This is a genomic window from Actinoplanes sp. NPDC089786, from assembly GCF_040684855.1.
Taxonomy (GTDB): Bacteria; Actinomycetota; Actinomycetes; order Mycobacteriales; family Micromonosporaceae; genus Actinoplanes.
This window is the reverse complement of sequence record NZ_JBFBGU010000001.1, coordinates 111532-128148: the sequence shown is the minus strand read 5'-3', so window position 1 is coordinate 128148 and position 16617 is coordinate 111532. Positions and strand designations below refer to the sequence as shown.

At 70.5% G+C, this 16617-nt stretch carries 11 protein-coding genes; 7 read left to right on the top strand and 4 right to left on the bottom strand.

Annotated features, from left to right (window positions below; translation table 11 throughout):
- Positions 1-12 precede the first annotated feature (12 nt).
- The 7 genes from AB0O15_RS00625 to pknB all read left to right on the top strand — a co-directional run bounded on the left by AB0O15_RS00625 (position 13) and on the right by pknB (position 8917).
- Positions 13-807 (top strand): DUF3662 and FHA domain-containing protein, encoded by a 795-nt coding sequence (locus tag AB0O15_RS00625; protein ID WP_364312116.1) that lies wholly within the window; start codon positions 13-15, stop codon positions 805-807.
- A 5-nt stretch (positions 808-812) separates the two neighbouring features.
- Positions 813-1298: an FHA domain-containing protein gene (locus tag AB0O15_RS00620; protein WP_364312114.1), complete on the top strand. Its 486-nt coding sequence runs from the start codon at positions 813-815 to the stop codon at positions 1296-1298.
- Entirely contained in the window at positions 1295-2734 is a 1440-nt protein-coding gene (locus AB0O15_RS00615; protein WP_364312112.1) for a protein phosphatase 2C domain-containing protein, read from the top strand. The genes AB0O15_RS00620 and AB0O15_RS00615 overlap by 4 nt, the downstream gene beginning before the upstream one ends.
- 79 nt (positions 2735-2813) lie before the next feature.
- The gene (locus AB0O15_RS00610; protein WP_364312110.1) at positions 2814-4268 is read left to right on the top strand and encodes an FtsW/RodA/SpoVE family cell cycle protein; all 1455 of its coding nucleotides are present in this window, start codon (positions 2814-2816) and stop codon (positions 4266-4268) included.
- Positions 4265-5767, top strand: coding sequence for a penicillin-binding transpeptidase domain-containing protein (locus AB0O15_RS00605; RefSeq protein ID WP_364312108.1), 1503 nt, complete (start codon positions 4265-4267; stop codon positions 5765-5767). Before AB0O15_RS00610 ends, AB0O15_RS00605 begins: the two co-directional genes overlap by 4 nt.
- 1 nt (position 5768) lies before the next feature.
- A complete protein-coding gene (locus AB0O15_RS00600; protein ID WP_364312106.1) occupies positions 5769-7130 on the top strand; it encodes a protein kinase in 1362 nt (453 codons plus the stop codon).
- Complete coding sequence (pknB, locus tag AB0O15_RS00595) at positions 7127-8917, top strand: Stk1 family PASTA domain-containing Ser/Thr kinase (protein WP_364312104.1); 1791 nt, start codon at positions 7127-7129, stop codon at positions 8915-8917. The genes AB0O15_RS00600 and pknB overlap by 4 nt, the downstream gene beginning before the upstream one ends.
- Before the next feature lie 69 nt (positions 8918-8986).
- On the opposite strand, the gene AB0O15_RS00590 is transcribed toward pknB, so the two are convergent.
- From AB0O15_RS00590 to AB0O15_RS00575, 4 genes are all read right to left on the bottom strand, one after another.
- Positions 8987-9637: an aminodeoxychorismate/anthranilate synthase component II gene (locus AB0O15_RS00590; RefSeq protein ID WP_364312102.1), complete on the bottom strand. Its 651-nt coding sequence runs from the start codon at positions 9635-9637 to the stop codon at positions 8987-8989.
- A 4-nt stretch (positions 9638-9641) separates the two neighbouring features.
- The gene (locus AB0O15_RS00585; RefSeq protein ID WP_364312099.1) at positions 9642-9932 is read right to left on the bottom strand and encodes a hypothetical protein; all 291 of its coding nucleotides are present in this window, start codon (positions 9930-9932) and stop codon (positions 9642-9644) included.
- Positions 9933-9940: 8 nt separating this feature from the next.
- Complete coding sequence (locus AB0O15_RS00580; protein ID WP_364312096.1) at positions 9941-15058, bottom strand: class E sortase; 5118 nt, start codon at positions 15056-15058, stop codon at positions 9941-9943.
- Between the two features lie 662 nt (positions 15059-15720).
- Complete coding sequence (locus tag AB0O15_RS00575; RefSeq protein WP_364312093.1) at positions 15721-16530, bottom strand: DUF881 domain-containing protein; 810 nt, start codon at positions 16528-16530, stop codon at positions 15721-15723.
- Positions 16531-16617 lie beyond the last annotated feature (87 nt).

Sequence of the window (16617 nt, the reverse complement as noted above, 5' to 3'; positions counted from 1 at the left end):
CCGGATACCATCATGTCCTCGGAACCCGAGGAGGAGCCGGTGAGCGTGCTGCAGCGCTTCGAGAAGCGGTTGGAAGGCCTGGTCGAGGGGGCCTTCGCGAAGGTGTTCAAGGGTGTCGTGCACCCGGTGGAGATTCTTAACGCCATGCAGCGGGAGGCAGAGGCGCACAAGGCGATCCTCGCCGGCGGCCGTACGCTGGTGCCGAACCGTTATGTGATTGATCTGTCACCTTACGATCACAGTCGGTTGGCGCCGTACGCCGCTGCGTTGGCTCAGGAACTCGCGCAGTCTCAGGCCGAGTTCATCGGTGAGCAGGCCTGGACCGTGTATGGCGACGTGATAGTCGAGATCGAGCGTGGGGACGGGCTGGACACGGGCATGTTCCGGGTCACGGCCGAGGTCTACACCGGTGGCGAGGTCGCCCCGGTGCAGCAACCGGCGTACGACGCTGGGCCGCAGTACTCGCCCTACGACCAGCAGGGTGGTGGCTATCAGCAGCACGGCGGTGGCGGCGGGCACAACGGGCGCAACGTGGGCCTGGTGTCCGGCGACGGGCGTACCTATCCGCTTCAGATGGGCTCGACCGTGATCGGCCGTGGTGACCAGGCGAACCTGCGCCTGCCTGACGTGGGTATCTCGCGCCGGCACGCCCGGCTCGACTACGACGGCAGTCAGGTTGTGCTGACCGACCTGGGCTCGACCAACGGGACCATGGTCAACGGTCAGCGCGTGTCCGCGGTGGCGCTCAACCCGGGCGACATGATCCAGTTGGGCACGACCACCCTCACGTTCCGAGTGGACGGCTAGTCACCTTGCCCGAATTCGTCCTCACCGTTGCCCGGTTCGGCTTCCTCATCCTGCTGTGGATCTTTGTGTTCACCGTGGTCGGGGTCATCCGCCGGGACCTCTTCGGCAGTTCGCGGTCCAAGAGCATCGTCGCCAGCCCACGCGGGGTGGGTGGCGCGGTGCTCGGCGGGCCGCCGCCGGCGAAGGCCAAGCGCGGTAAGGCGGCTCGGCAACTCGTGGTGACCGCCGGTCAGCTGGCCGGGACCCGGATCACTCTCGGGGAGGCGCAGATCACGATCGGGCGTGCCGAGGATTCCACCCTCGTCATCACCGACGACTTCGCCTCGGCCCGCCATGCTCGCCTGGTGCCCCGCGATGGGCAGTGGTTCGTCGAGGATCTCGGCTCGACGAACGGCACCTATCTTGATCGCGGTAAGGTCTCCGGACCTACCCCCGTCCCCCTCGGCGTGCCGATCCGGATCGGCCGCACATCACTCGAGTTACGGCCATGACTCTGACCCTGCGCTATGCCGCTCAAAGCGACCGCGGTCTGATCCGAGACGGAAACCAAGATTCCGTCTACGCCGGACCGCGGCTGCTTGCTGTCGCCGACGGCATGGGCGGGATGGCCGCCGGCGACGTCGCCAGCAACATCGTGATAGCCGCGATGGCCCCGCTGGACGAGGATGTCCCCGGCGATGCCCTGGTGGACGCCCTGCGTCACGCCGTCGGCAACGCCAACCAGACGCTCCGTGACACGGTCGACGCCAATCCGAGCCTCGAGGGCATGGGTACGACGCTGACCGCCGTGCTGTTCACCGGCAGCAAGCTGGGCATGGTGCACATCGGCGACAGCCGCGCCTACATGCTCCGGCAGGGTGAGTTCGCCCAGATCACCAAGGACGACACGTACGTCCAGATGCTGGTCGACGAGGGCCGGATCAGCCCTGAGGAGGCGAGCAGCCACCCGCAGCGGTCGCTGCTGACCCGGGCCTTGGACGGGCGGGACATCGACCCCGAATACTCGGTACGCCAGGTCCTCAAGGGCGACCGCTACCTGATCTGCAGCGACGGCCTGTCCGGCGTGGTGAGCGCCGAGACCATCGGCGACAGCATGCGGGACATCCACGACCCGCAGGCCTGTGTCGAGCGTCTCGTGCAGCTGGCGCTGCGCGGCGGCGGGCCCGACAACATCACCGTGGTGATCGCCGACGCGACCGACGCCGACATCATGGAGCAGGCGCCGATCGTGGGTGGCGCCGCCGCCCGTGACCGCGGCAACTCGACGGTGGCCGACGCGTCCACCGCTGCCGCCCGGGCGGCCGCTCTGCAGCAACCACCGCGCCCGGCCCAACCGGACGCCGGGGCGTACGAGGCGCCGGAGCCGGAGCCCAAGCGGCATCCCGTCCGTACCGGTCTGCTTCTGCTTCTGCTTCTCGCGATGCTCGGCGGCGGCCTGTTCCTGGGCTGGCGCTACACGCAAGATCAGTACTACGTGGGCGCGACCGATTCCGGACAGCTGGCGATCTTCCGCGGCGTGCCGGGTGAGGTGGCGGGGCTCGACCTGTCGAGCGTCAACCAGACCAGCAACGCGCGGCTGGACGACCTGACCACGACCGCGCAGGACCGGGTCAAGGAGGGCATCCAGGCGGACAACCGCCCGGACGCCGAGCGCCGGCTGGCCGAGCTGACCGCCAACGAGCCGTCCAACCCGAACCTGAAGCCGGTCTGTGCGCCGGCCGGCGGCCCGAGCGCGTCGGCCTCCGCGCCGTCGGTCACGCCTTCGACCCCACCTGTCGCGCCCTCCGCGGCCGGAGAAACCTCCGCACCGGGCCGGGTGAACGCCACCTCGGCGCCGGCCTCCGCGCCCGTCACCACGCCGGACGCTTCGCCCTCCGACGCTGCGCCGCCGGTCATCCCACCGGTCGGTTGCCGCCCGGTGGACTGAGCTTCCGCTCACCACGTCTGGGGACTGCTTCTTGACCGCGCCCGCAGTACCGGCTCCCACACCCGCGACGACGGGTGAGATGCCGCGTATCCCGGGGTTGAAGACCCACCGGAACGCCGAGCTGGGTCTCCTCGCCTTCGCGATGATCCTGGTCGCGGTGTACGGGGCCACGGTGGAGGCGAACCAGTACGACAAGCTCACCCCGACGTTCTGGGTTCCGGCCGCGCTGCTGAGCATCCTGTTCCTGAGCCTGCACGTGGTGATCAGGTTCACCGCGCCGTACGCCGACCCGGTGCTGCTGCCGACGGTCGCGCTGATCAACGGGCTCGGCGTGGGGTTCCTGCGGCGGCTCGACATCGCCCGGGCGCTCGATCGGAAGCTGCCCGAGCCGGGACTGTTCAGCGGGTTCGGCGGTCGTCAGCTCGCCTGGACGCTGGCCTCGCTGATCCTGGCCGCGGTGCTGCTCCTGGTGATCCGAGATCACAAACAGGTATCGAAATATGCCTACACGCTGGGCCTGGTCGGCATCGTCCTGGTGATGATCCCGGCCGTCCTGCCGGGCAGCATCTCCGAGATCAACGGGGCCAAGCTGTGGATCCGGATCGGCGGGTTCTCCCTCCAGCCGGGTGAGTTCGCCAAGCTGGCGCTGGTCTCGTTCTTCGCGTACTACCTGGTCCGCAAGCGCGAGGTGCTGTCGCTGGCCAGCAAGCGGTTCCTCGGCATCGACTTCCCGCGCGGCCGCGACCTCGGCCCGGTCGTCACCGTCTGGCTGCTCAGCCTCCTGGTCCTGGTCTTCGAGAAAGACCTGGGCACGGCGCTGATGTACTTCGGCCTGTTCATCGTGACGCTCTACGTCGCCACCGAACGGGCCAGCTGGCTGATCATCGGTCTGCTGATGTTCTTCGGCGGCGTCTACGTGGCCTACTTGCTCGGCGCGTCGGTGGGCGGCCCGTTCGCCAACTTCTACGACCGCGCGCAGGTCTGGCTCGACCCGTTCAACACCGAGCAGTACGAACGGGTCGGCGGCAGTTATCAGCTGGTCCAGGGCCTCCTCGGCCTGGGGACGGGCGGGCTGTTCGGCACCGGACCGGGCGCCGGTTCGCCCGGATACATCCCCGAGGTTCGTAACGACTTCATCTTCGCCGGCATGGGCGAGGAGATCGGGCTGTTCGGCCTGTCCGCGCTGCTGGTGACCTATCTGCTGATCGTCGAGCGTGGCCTGCGCGCCGCCATCGCGGTCCGCGACTCCTTCGGCAAGCTGGTCGCCGGTGGCCTGGCGTTCACCTTGGGCTTGCAGGTCTTCGTCATCGTGGGTGGCATCACCGGGTTGATCCCGTTGACCGGTCAGACCACCCCGTTCCTGTCCTCCGGAGGCTCCTCACTCATGGCGAACTGGCTTCTCGTCGCCATGCTGCTCCGGATCTCGGACGCGGGGCGCAGGCCGGCGGCGGGTGGCCCCCAGGAACGGCCGGGCGGGCCGAAGGCGCCGCCGGCTCAGCTGCACGGCGCCATGACGGAGGTGATCAAGCCGTGAACGCACCACTGCGCAAGGCCGGTGTGGTCGTCCTGGTGCTGTTCGGGCTGCTCTTCGCCAACCTCAACTGGGTGCAGGGCTACAAGGCCGACGAGTACCGCACCAACGACTACAACCGCCGGGTCACCGTGGCCGAGTACGAACGGCCCCGCGGCATCATCGAGGCCGACGGTCAGCCCCTGGCCTCCAACAAGGCCACCGACGGCGTGCTCAAGTTCCAGCGGATCTACCCGAAGAAGGAGATCTACGCGCCGGTCATCGGCTACAAGCCGGTGGACAACGCGGAGACCGGCATCGAGCGCAGCGAGAACGAGTTCCTCGCCGGGACCAGCGACAAGCTGATCGCCGACCGGATCGGTGACATGTTCACCGGCGACAACACCGGCGGCGGCAACATCGTGCTGACCCTGAACACCCGGGCCCAGGAGACCGCCTACAAGGAACTCACCGAGAACAAGAAGGACGTCAAGCGGGGCGCGGCGATCGCGATCGACCCGCGGACCGGCGCCGTCCAGGCCATGGTGTCGATGCCCAGCTACGACCCGAACCCGCTGGCCAGCCACGAGGCGAAGACGTTCACGGCGACCTTCAAGGAGCTGAACGGCGACAAGCAGAAGCCGCTGCTCAACCGGGCCATCGCCGACAACAAGCCGCCCGGCTCCGCGATGAAGGTGATCATCTCGGCGGCCGCGCTCCAGGCCGGCAAGACCCAGGAGAGCGAGATCCAGGCCGGCGAGGTCTACCGGCCACCGGGCAGCGGCGCCGACATCCGCAACGCTGCCGACGAGACCTGCGCCGGCGCCCGGGTCACCCTGAAGGAAGCCCTCACCGACAGCTGCAACACCGGCTTCGCCCGGCTGGGCGTCGAGCTCGGCGCCGACCGCGTGAAGAAGACCGCGCAGGCGTTCGGGTTCGGCCAGAAAGACCTGACCGTGGGCAACCTGGACGGCAGCGGCCTGGCCGTCGCGTCCAGCGAGACCGGCGACATGGCCAACGCGGACGGCAGCACCGACCAGGCCGCGCTGGCGCAGTCCTCGATCGGGCAGCGCGACGTGCGGATGACCGTGCTGGAGGGCGCGCTGATCGCCGCCACGGTCGCCAACGACGGCAAGCAGATGAAGCCCTACCTGGTGCAGCAGCAGCTCAGCTCGGAGCGCCGCCCGCTCTACACGGCCAGCCCCCAGGTTCTGCGTACGCCGATCAACGGCGATGTGGCCAAGGACCTGCGCGAGATGATGGTCAGCGTCGTCGAGAACGGCACCGCCAAGAAGGCCCGGATCAACGGCTTCAAGGTCGGCGGCAAGACCGGCACCGCCCAGAACGCCGAGGGCGCCGGCAACCACGGCTGGTTCATCGGGTTCGCCTACAACGAGAAGGGTGAGGCGATCTCGGCGTCGTGCGTCATGCTGGAGAACGTGCCCGGCGGCGGTGCCAGCGCCGAGGCGGCCCGGATCGCCGCGCTCATGATGCGGGCCGCGGCCGGACGGGGAGGGGACTGAGATGATCAGCCCTGGAGTCACCCTCGGCGGCCGCTATCGCCTGGACGAGCGCATCGCCGGCGGCGGGATGGGCGACGTCTGGCGCGGCACCGACGAGGTGCTGGGCCGTACGGTCGCCGTCAAGATCCTGCTGCCCGCCCTGCTGGACGAGCCCGGGTTCGCCGAGCGGTTCCGCGGCGAGGCCCGCACGATGGCCACGATCAACCACCCCGGCGTGGTCGACGTCTACGACTACGGCAGCGATCAGCAGCTCGCGTTCCTGGTCATGGAGTACGTCGAGGGCGACGCGCTGTCCCGCACGCTGAGCCGGGTGGGACGGCTGACCCCGGCCCGCACGATGGCGCTGGTGGCCCAGGCCGCCGACGCGCTGCAGGCCGCCCACGCCAACGGGATCGTCCACCGCGACGTCAAGCCCGGCAATCTTCTGGTACGCCCGAACGGCACGCTCGTGCTGACCGACTTCGGCATCGCCCGGTCGGCCATGGTCGGCCAGTTGACCGTGGCCGGGTCGGTGCTCGGCACCGCCTCCTACATCTCGCCCGAGCAGGCGTCCGGTGCGGTGGCCACGGCCGCCTCCGATGTGTACGCGCTCGGCGTGGTCGCGTACCAATGCCTCTCGGGTCATCGCCCCTTCGACGGGTCGACCCCGATCGAGATCGCTATGAAGCACGTACGGGACAGTGCCCGGCCGCTGCCGTCGGACATCCCGCCCGAGGTGCGGGCGATCGTCGAGCGCGCGATGGCGAAGGACCCGTCGGCCCGCTGGCCCACCGCGGCCGCGATGGCCGGCGTCGCCCGGCAGTCCGCCTCGTCGCTGACCACCGCCACCCACCAACCGGCCGTGAACGGGTCGGCCGGCCCGGCGATGAACCGCCCGCAGTCCGGCAGCCCGATGGTCAACCGGCCACACTCGGGCGGCCCGTCGGCGCCCGCCATGCACCCGCCAATGGGCGGACCTGCACGTCCGCCCTACCCGCCGGTGCCCCGACCGGTCTCCGGCGCCCAGGCGCGGGGGGCCGCTTCCGTGCCCCCGGCGCAACAGCCGTATCGTCACCCGTCGGCACCGCCGATGCAGCCCCATCAGCAACCGATGGCGCAGAAGGCGGAGGGTTCCGGCGGCCGACAGGTTCTGATCGTGTTGGCCGTGGTGCTCGCACTGCTGGTGTTGTTGTGCGCAGGTGTTATCTCTTTCCTGCTGAAACAGGGTGACACGACTGCCCTGGGCGATTCCGGGGGAAATGCCGCGGTCGTCCGCACGGGCGTGGCCGGCGAGGGAACGCCGGCGACGTCGTACCGTCTTAGAGAGCAGGCGTCCGATCCGCGGGCGCCGACGAGCGCGAGCGAAGGACGACGAACGCTATGACGGCGCAGGCCCGCCTGCTCGGTGGCAGGTATCAGGTCGGCGAACTGCTGGGCTACGGCGGCATGGCCGAGGTGCACAAGGGACGTGACCTCCGGCTCGGCCGCGACGTGGCCATCAAGATGTTGCGTACCGACCTGGCCCGCGACGCGACGTTCCAAGAGCGGTTCCGCCGTGAGGCGCAGAACTCCGCCGCGCTGAACCACCCCGCCATCGTGGCCGTCTACGACACCGGCGAAGAGATCTCCTCCACCGGCGAGAAACTCCCGTTCATCGTCATGGAGTACGTGAACGGAAGCACGCTGAAAGAGGTGCTCGCCCAGGAGCAGCGGATCCAGCCGCGCCGCGCCCTGGAAATGATCGCCGACATCTGTGCCGCGCTGGAGTTCAGCCACCGGCACGGGATCATCCACCGGGACATCAAGCCCGGCAACGTGATGGTCACCCCGAACGGCCAGGTCAAGGTGATGGACTTCGGTATCGCCCGGGCCCTGGCCAGCGGCGCCACCACCATGACGCAGACCAGCGCGGTGATCGGCACGGCCCAATACCTGTCGCCCGAGCAGGCTCGGGGCGAGTCGGTGGACGCGCGCTCCGACGTGTACGCCGCCGGCTGTGTGCTCTTCGAACTGGTGGTCGGTCATCCGCCGTTCGTCGGCGACAGCCCGGTCAGCGTGGCCTACCAGCACGTACGCGAAGACCCGCGGGCGCCGAGCTCGATCAACCGTGAGGTGCCGCCGGAGATCGACGCGATCGTGCTCAAGGCGCTCGCGAAGAACCCGATCAACCGCTACCAGAGCGCGCAGGAGATGCGCGCCGACGCCCTCCGGGCCGTCTCCGGCCGTCCCGTCCTGGCCACCCCGGTGATGTCCGAGGCCGAGACGATGGCAATGACCGGACCGGCGCGTACGCCGGCCGGCGCCACCCAGATCCACCGGCCGGTGCCCGGCGCCGTGCCGCCTCCGGGGCCGCCGCCGCGCAAGTCGTCGACCTGGGTGATGGCGGTGCTGGCCGCCCTCGGTGTGCTCGCCGTGGTGGCGCTCGGTGTCGGCCTGGCGTTGTCCCGCGGCGACAAGAAGCCCGAGACCCCGGCCACGGCCGTGGTGGCCATGCCGAAACTGACCGGCCTGACCGAGGACGAGGCGACCAAGAAGCTCACCGACGCCAAGTTCACCAGCTTCTCGGCGACCGAGCCGGAAACCACCGACAAGTGCCCCGACACGCCCACAGTGGCGAAGCAAACGCCGGAGCAGAACACCCAGATCGCGGTGGACAAGCCGGTCACCTACACGCTGTGCAAGGCGCCCGACAAGGTGCAGGTCCCGACCAACCTGGTCGGCAGCACCGAGGACGCGGCCATCGACGCGCTGAAGAAGCTCAAGCTCGACCCGAAGATTCGCGAGGTCGACGACACCCGCGAAGAGGGCCAGGTCATCAAGGTGGAGAAGTCGGGCGACCAGGTCGACCCGGGCACCACCATCGAGGTGCAGGTCTCGCGGGGCAACCTGGTCGAGGTGCCGGATGTGACCGGCCGCAGCGAGGACACCGCCAAGGCGCTGCTCGAGGGCTTCAACGTCACCGTCAAGGAGGTCCCGACCGGGGGCGAGCCGGGCACGGTGGCCAGTCAGACCCCGAAGGGCAAGTCGAAGGCGAAGCGGGGCAGCTCAGTGACGATCAACGTGGTGGCGCAGCCCGACCCGGATCCCGATCCGACGGGCACCGAGTCGCCGACGAACCCCGACCCGGGCAACGGTGGCGGTATCACCGATCCGGGTGGCGGGATCTTCTAGCTCTTGTGCTTCACGCGGCGCGGCCTTCGGGTCGCGCCGCTTTCGTTTGCGCTTTGCTTCTGCCGCTGCTCAGGCTGAGGCGAAGGCGGCGCGGCGGCGGGACTCGACCTCGGCGGCCAGAGCGGGGGCGCGGTCGAGGGCGGAAGGCAGGCCGCACACGGCGAGCCAGTTGGCGAGCATGGTGTGACCGCCCTCGGTCAGGACCGACTCGGGGTGGAACTGGACGCCCTCGACCGGCAGTTCGCGGTGGCGCATGGCCATCACGATGCCGTTTTCGGTCTGTCCGGTGACCTCGAGCTCGTCCGGCAGCGTCTCGGGCAGCACGGCGAGCGAGTGGTAGCGGGTCGCGGTGAACGGGTCGGGCAGGCCGGCCAGCACCCCGGTGCCCTTGTGGTGCACCTCGGACGTCTTGCCGTGCAGCAGCTCGGGCGCCCGCTCGACAGTGCCGCCGAAGGCCGCCCCGATCGCCTGGTGTCCCAGGCAGACGCCGAACAGCGGCAGCTTTCCGGCGTACTCCCGGATCACGTCCATCATGATCCCGGCCCGTTCCGGCGTGCCCGGGCCCGGCGACAGCAGCACACCCGCGGCCCCGAATCCGGCGACGTCGGCGACCGAAATCTCGTCGTTCCGCCGCACCTCGCACTCGGCGCCGAGCTGGCCGAGGTACTGGACGATGTTGAAGACGAACGAGTCGTAGTTGTCGATCACCAGGATGCGCACGAGATCACCCGCCCGGGATCGACGACGGGTGCGGGGCGTTCGACTCGGTGCTGTACGGGATCTCGTCCGGCGCGGACTCCTCGCTCGGATGCACCGCGTTCGGGTTCTGCTGGGCCGGTCCTTGGTCCTGCTGGGTGCCGGTTCCCACCTGCACGTCGTCGAAGGGCAGCAGCGGCGTCGCCCAGGGGAACACGAAGAACCAGAGCACCGCCACGATCGCACCGGCGATCACGACGGACCCGGTCAGCTTCCCGGGCAGACCGAAGGGCAGCTTGCGCCAGATCCAGGCGTACATGAAATCTCCTACGACTTGATCTTCGCGAGCGCAGCGGGGATCCCGGCGTCCGGAAGGGTCTGGTCGCGGGTGATGGTATCGGTCAGCTTCGCATGCACGATGAGTCGTTCGTAGTTGTTGAACTTCGGGTTGCAGGTGGTCAGCGTCAGCATCGCCGTGGTCGGCTTGGCCTTGGGCTTGCCCGGCACCGCCGCGACCACCTCGACCGCTGTCGGCAGCACGACCTCGGTGCTGGACACCTTGTAGATGAACCAGTTGTTCCGGGTCTCCACGCCGATGATGTCACCGTCGCGCATCTCGTCGAGACGCCAGAAGATCGACCGGATCCGGTGACCCGCCACCGAGAAGTTGCCGACCTTGCCCGGCAGCGCGGTGTCCGGGTAGTGCCCCGGCCCGAGCCTGATGTCCTGCGCGCGCACGCCGTCGACGACGACCCACTTCTTGTTCAGCTTCGGGATGTAGAGCCGGCCGACCAGCCCCTTGCCCGGTGCGTCCGGCCCGATCGGAGCCGGGCTCGACGGGCCCACGACCGGCGCGTTCCACTCCTGCGCCAGCGCGTCGTCCAGCGTCGACTGCTCGTCATTCACCGCCGCGGTGTTGCCGAACACCTCGTACCCGGCGAACAACAGCACGATCAACCCGAGAGTGATCATCATCTCGCCGGTGCCGCGGACACCCGCGCGCACGCGGGAGCCCATCGAGGGGCGGGTCAGTTCGGAGTACACGCTCTTGTAACCGTCACTCGTCTGCTCAGGACGCAACTTGACGACCTTTTCGCCCCGTTTCGGCGCGGTGTCATCAGCGTCTTGGTTCTCCTCGGGCGGGGCAGCGGCCGCCTTCGCGGCCGCCTCGGCCACATTGGCGGCCCCCTTGGCACCGTCGCCCACGGTCTCCCGGGCCGGTTTGGCGCCCCGCTCACCCGCTAAAGGCACAATAGGCAGAAGCCCGGTGGGCGCGTCAGCGGTGTTGATGATCGCCGTACGCGCGGCGTCCGACTCCGCCACCTGCGGGTACGCACCCGAGGCGGCCCGCCACTCATCCCGGGCGTCGACCCGGGCCTCATCCAGCCCCGCACCCATGCCGCGCTGCTCGCCGTGCCCAAGAGCACCGCGCCGCCCCTGACCACCGTCAGCGCCGCCACGCAACGCCCCCAGCCAGTCGTCACCCGCGTCGTCAGCCTGCTCACGCCAGTCACCGGCGCCCGCATCCCAGCTGTCGGCCTCGGGCGCGCCGTGCTGACCGCGCCTGGCTCGCTGGTCGCCTGCTATCGCTGTCGCAGCATCTCGCCCCCGCCCGCCGCCGCCGTCCTCGGCCGCTGGGGCTTCGTAGCCCGCCAGCCCGGGTTGCGACCCGTCAGCGCCTGGCCAGCCGCTGGTCGTGCGGGCCGCATGGCCGTTGCCCGGCTGCTGCTCGTCCGGCCGGCCGTTGGGCGTGTTCGGCCGGGCGCGTCGTCCGCCCGGAGGCTGCTGCCCGTCGGCGGGCCAGCCGTTGGTGCCGGGGGCAGCGTCGCCGCGCTGTCCGCCGACCGGGTCCTGGCCGTTAGGGGTCTGCCAGCCGTTGGCCCCTGCTGTCCCGTTGGCGTGCTGTCCGCCACCGGGCTGCTGCTCATTCGGGTTCGGCCACCCGTTGGCCGTGGAGTCTTCCCGCCGGCGCCGCCCGACGCCCGATTGCTGGCTGCCCGCAGCCTGCCAGTCGGCGTTGGCGCCGTGCCGTCCAGCGCCCAGCTGCTCGCCACCCGCGGCCTTCCACTCGGTGTTCGTGGCGGCTCCGTTGTCATGCCTGCCACCACCAAGCTGACTGCTGCCCCTTGCTTGCCGGTCGCTGTTAGCGGCCGCTGCGCTGTCGTGCCGGCCGCCACCAAGCTGCTGGCTGCTGCCCGCGGATTGCCAGTCGGCGTTGGCAGCGGCTACGTTGTCGGGCCGGCCGCTGCCCGGCTGCTGATCATCCGCGGTCGGCCAGCCGTTGGCCGTGGTGTCTTCCCGCCGGCGCCGCCGGCCACCGGATTGCTGCTCGTCGGCGCGCTGCCGTCCACTCATCGCAGCGCCAGCGTCAGTGCGGCCTTGGCTGGTCCGAGGCTCGCTATCGCTCTGCCAGCCGTTGGCCGTCGTGGTGGCGTTCCGGCCGCCGTCGGTCTGCCAGCCGTTGGCGGTGGTGGTGGCGTTCTGGTCGTCAGGCTGCTGGGCGTGGTCGGTCGACCAGGCGCCATTCGCCGTGGCGTCGTCGCTGCGCCGCCCTGCTGGCTGGCCGTCGGACGCCGGCCAAGCCGCAGAGCCGTTGGTCTCGGCCCGGCCGCGTCGCCCGCCTTCTGGCCGCTGGTCCTCGGACGGCTGCCAGCCGGTCAACCCAGCGGCACCGTTACGACCGCGGATCTCGGAGTCGGCGTCCTCGCTGCCTGCGTGCTGCCAACCGACCGCGGCCGCGCCCTGCTCGGTCTGACCGGAGTGCAGGTCACGAGCCTGGCCGGTCCAGCCGTTCGCCAGACCGGTCTGATCGGGGTGTGGCTGCACGTTGCCGGCCGGCCGGCCGTTCGGAAGACCGGACTGGTCGGGGTAGGGCTGGGCCTGAGCGGCTGCATGACCGTTCGTCAGGGCGGGATGGACGGCGCTCGGCGCGGCTCGACCGGGTTGGGTCGGGCCGGACACCTGACCGTTCGCCCAGGTGTCCGCCGGAGCGGAGGTGGCCCGTCCCCAACCGGCTGCCTGCAAGCCGTCGACTGCTGAGCCATATCCGCGCTGCTCACGGTGGTCGTTCGGCGCGAAGCCGGACCGGTCGGCAGCAGTGCCGTTCGGATCACCAGGGCGTCGGAACTCGCCGTTCGTGGCCGGTTGGCCGGTGGTTCGGTCGGGCTCGTCGTCCGGGCCGGTGAAGAACCTGGTGGAGCCTCGACGATCGCCCACCAGCCCGTCGGAGTCGCCAAGGTGCTGGCTACGCGGGCCGTTGGCGATGCCTAGGCCGGAACCCGCCACGAATGGCGGATCATCGGCCGCGCTGCTCGCTGCGGAGGTCGTCGTGCCGGGGGCGAAAGGTGTGCCGCCGGGGACGACTGGGATGCCGCCGTGGACAGAGGCCGTCCCGCTGGGGGCGAAAGGCGCGTCGCTGGACGCCATCGGTGCGGAGGGTGCCGCGCCGGGAGTGAAAGGGGTGCCACCTTGAACGACGGGTGCGGCGCCGGGGATGGCGGCCGGTCGGGCCGACGGGAATCCGGGAGCGGGGGCCTGGCCCGGCACCGATGCGGTTCCGTTCTGCCGGGAGACTGCGACGCCCGGTGCTGAAGCGGGCCGGGCCGAGTTTGGCGCGGGGGCGAAGGCCGGCCCGTTCAGGGTGGGGGCGGGGAGGTTCGGGGCGGTGGCGGCCGGGTCCAGGCTTTGAGCGGGGTTCGGGGCGGCCGCTTGCGGCGTCGCGGCGGCGTTGAACCCGTTCTGGGCGAAGGGCATGGCGGCTGCGGCGCGGGGCTGGGTGGGGTCGATCGACGGGACCGCGGAACGGACCAGCGGGTCCTGGCCTCGCCGGCCGAAGGCGACGCCGGTGTCGGAGGGGGCAGGGTTGTGCCAGTCGTCGCCCTCGCTGAGGGGACCGCCGGCCACGCCGCCCTCGGCCGACCACTGGGTGTCCTGGCCGTCGCCGGGCACCGGCCATTCCGGTCGGGCTGCTCGTCGGCCGCCGAGCGCCTGGCCATGGATCCCCTCGGCCTCCCAGCCACCGCGAGGGTCACCTGGCTGACCGGGCTGCGTCTCGGGGTATTGCTCGGCGGTCCAGCCGTCGGCGACCGTCTCGTCGGTTGTCGCACTGCGCTGCGGGACGGCGTGGCCGCCCGCGGCACCGTCCGGCGCCCAGGTGCCCACCTCGGCGGCCTGGCCATCGCGGACATCGGTGTCTAGGTGGTGGGCCCGGCGGCCGGCTCGGCCGTTCTGGTCGGGCGCGACGTTCGAAGGGTCACCGCCGTCGGCGGGCTGCGGAGCCCACGTGTTGTCCTCCGGCTGGACGACATGACGCGAGGCGGGTCGATCATCCCAACCGGTGGTGTCTTCCGGGTGGCGCGCCGCAACGCCGTTGGAGGCGCCCCAACCGGCAGCTTGATCGCCGAACTGCGAGCTCGCGGCAGACTCTGAATGGCCCGCGCCGTCGAGGGCCGGTGCCCAGCCGTCGCCGGCTGCGGGAAGGTCGCGGCGGGGTGCCGGTGTATCGGTCGCGGTCGGCCAGTCGCTCACCCCGGACTGCCCGTTGTCACCGGAGACGGCCAGTTGGACGGCGGCGTCGCCGCGCGGCACGGACCCCACATTGGGCTGGGTCACCCAGGGAGCATCGTCATGGTCGGCTCGGGGAGCGGCGGCAGATGACTGGGCCACACCGGCGCCGCGCGACGGAACGGAACCCGCCGGGACTTGAGCCGTGCCGGCCGGCGGCTGACTCGCGCCGGCAAAGGGGGGTTGAGCGGCCGCCTCAGTAGCCCAAGCAGGCTCGTCGCGCCACGCTCCGTCGTCGACGGCACGGGTCTGGCGGGCGCGCTGCGGGGCGGCTGCCGCAGCGGCCGAAACCGCCTCGACAGCAGCAGGCTCGGCAGTCCGATCCGGCTGGCCGAAAGCGGGCTCGGCAGTCCGATCCGCCTGGCCAGCAGCGGGCTCGGCAGTCCGATCCGGCTGGCCGAAAGCGGGCTCGGCAGTCCGATCCGCCTGGCCAGCAGCGGGCTCGGCCGACCGATCCGGCTGGCCGAAAGCGGGCTTGGCGGGCTGATTCGGCGGGCCGAATGCAGGCTTGGCGGGCTGATTCGGCGGGCTGAAAGCCGGCTTGGCCGACCAATCCGCCTGGCCAGCAGTGGGCTCGGGAGACCAATCCGGCCGGCCGAAAGCGGGCTCGGAGGACCGATCTGCCGGGCCGCCGGCGGGCTCGGAGGACCAATCCATCTGCCCGGCGCCAGACTGGGCCGGCCAGTTCATGTCGGCACCGCCAGGCTCAACCGCACCGGCAGCGCGCCCGGCGACCGGAAACTCGCCATAGCCGGCCGAGGAGTCAAAGCCAGCCGAGGAGTCAAAGCCAGCCGAGGAGTCAAAGCCAGCCGAGGAGTCAGACCAGGCCTGACCCGCGGCCGGGCGGTCGTCACGGCTGGTCCAAGGGGCGTCGTCGGACACCCAGCCACCATCGGGGGCAGGGTCATCGGCCCAGCCGCGACCGGCCGGCGTGCCGCCGCCGTTCACTCCGGACGACATCTCTTGATCCACTCCCTCGGGCCGGTTGCCGGGCGCGCGGAGATCGTCCGCGCCGACCCATCCTGCACCGCCGGTGTCCGCAGTGGGGGGCGCGATGTGGATAACCCCGTCACGTTGGAGGGCGGGACGGTCGCGATGAAGATCTTCGTCCGTTTGGTCCGAACCTCGATCGATGCCTGCCGGTACCGGTTCGCCGGGATTCCGCTGTGGATCTTGGACACCGACATCTGCCTGCTCAGCGGTCGTGCTAGGCGGTGCGGCAGCGGGCGGCGAAGGCGGTGCGGCAGCGGGCGGGGAAGGCCGATCGGCGTCCGGAAAATCTGTCGTATCACCGACACCAGGACCGTCGTGACCAGGAGTTTTGGCGCCATCGCGGACAGTGGCGCCGATCCAGCCGCCGGGAATCTGGGTCGGCCCGAGCGCGGGGTGGGGCATCGCCTCGTCGCCGAGGCCGCTCACCCACTCGCCGATGCTGGGCTTCGGCCGTTTGTCGCGCGCGGCCGACACAGCGGGGTCCGAGGAGGCAGCGGGGTCCGAAGAGGACGAGGACGTTGCCCGGTGGCGCCCCGAGTTCGGCGGTTCCGTCACTGGCCGGCCCGCGCGGATCGGAGGTCACTCGACCCGTCGTACGCCCGCACTGTCACGTTCCTCTCGGTGGTTTCGGAATACCCGAGGCCGAAGTCGGCGACCGCATCTCGGAACTGCCGGACGCCCTCCGCGGACTCCAACGCGCGATGCAGTGCTGTGGGTTCGCCGATCGCCGTGATCTTGAACGGCGGCGAGAAGACCTGGCCGTGCAGAAGAAGGGTGTTGCCGACGCATCTTACCGCGCTGGTCGAGATGACGCGGACATCCATGATCGTCATCGCCTCGGCGCCGCCGGCCCACAGCGCGTTCACCACGGCCTGCACATCGCCCTGGTGAACGACCAGGTCATCGTTCCTCGGGTTGTTCGGGCTGCCGTCGCCGACGCGGCGCGGTGAGTCGTTCAGGACGACGGTCAGACCGGGGCCCTGGAGGGCGGTGAAGCCGGCCGCCGCCTGCATGCGGTCGGCCCGTTTCCGGGCCTCCCGGACCGGTGCGTCGACCTCGGCCAGGCGCTCGGTGTCCTGGTCGACCTGGGTACGCAACTGAGCCGCCCGTGCCCCGCGATCGTCCAGCCTCGCCCGCTTGTCGGTGATCAGCTGGGTCACCTGAGGCCGCCGGTCGTCCCGGAGCGCCGTACCCCCGGCCGTGGTCGCCGAGGTGGTGAACAGCAAACCCGCGGCCAGGGCGATCAGCGGAACCCCGATCGACCATCCTCGTTGCTTCTGATGACGCACGCGGGGCCGCAGGCCACCGAGCGCGCGACGCAGCACGAGGCGCCACGAGGGGGCGCCGGTGGTGTACTCCACGCGCTACCCTCCGACGTCGTAAATGGTCCAAGCGGAACGAAAGTTACCCCGGTGGGTGCCGGTCTGCGTGCCGCCTTGACTACGCTA

Bases quoted from the DNA above. Each gene is read 5' to 3' on its own strand.
- AB0O15_RS00610 (WP_364312110.1), top strand. From the start codon at position 2,814: ATGCCGCGTATCCCGGGGTTGAAGACCCACCGGAACGCCGAGCTGGGT.
- pknB (WP_364312104.1), top strand. From the start codon at position 7,127: ATGACGGCGCAGGCCCGCCTGCTCGGTGGCAGGTATCAGGTCGGCGAA.
- AB0O15_RS00615 (WP_364312112.1), top strand. From the start codon at position 1,295: ATGACTCTGACCCTGCGCTATGCCGCTCAAAGCGACCGCGGTCTGATC.
- AB0O15_RS00625 (WP_364312116.1), top strand. From the start codon at position 13: ATGTCCTCGGAACCCGAGGAGGAGCCGGTGAGCGTGCTGCAGCGCTTC.
- AB0O15_RS00600 (WP_364312106.1), top strand. From the start codon at position 5,769: ATGATCAGCCCTGGAGTCACCCTCGGCGGCCGCTATCGCCTGGACGAG.
- AB0O15_RS00585 (WP_364312099.1), bottom strand. From the start codon at position 9,932: ATGTACGCCTGGATCTGGCGCAAGCTGCCCTTCGGTCTGCCCGGGAAG.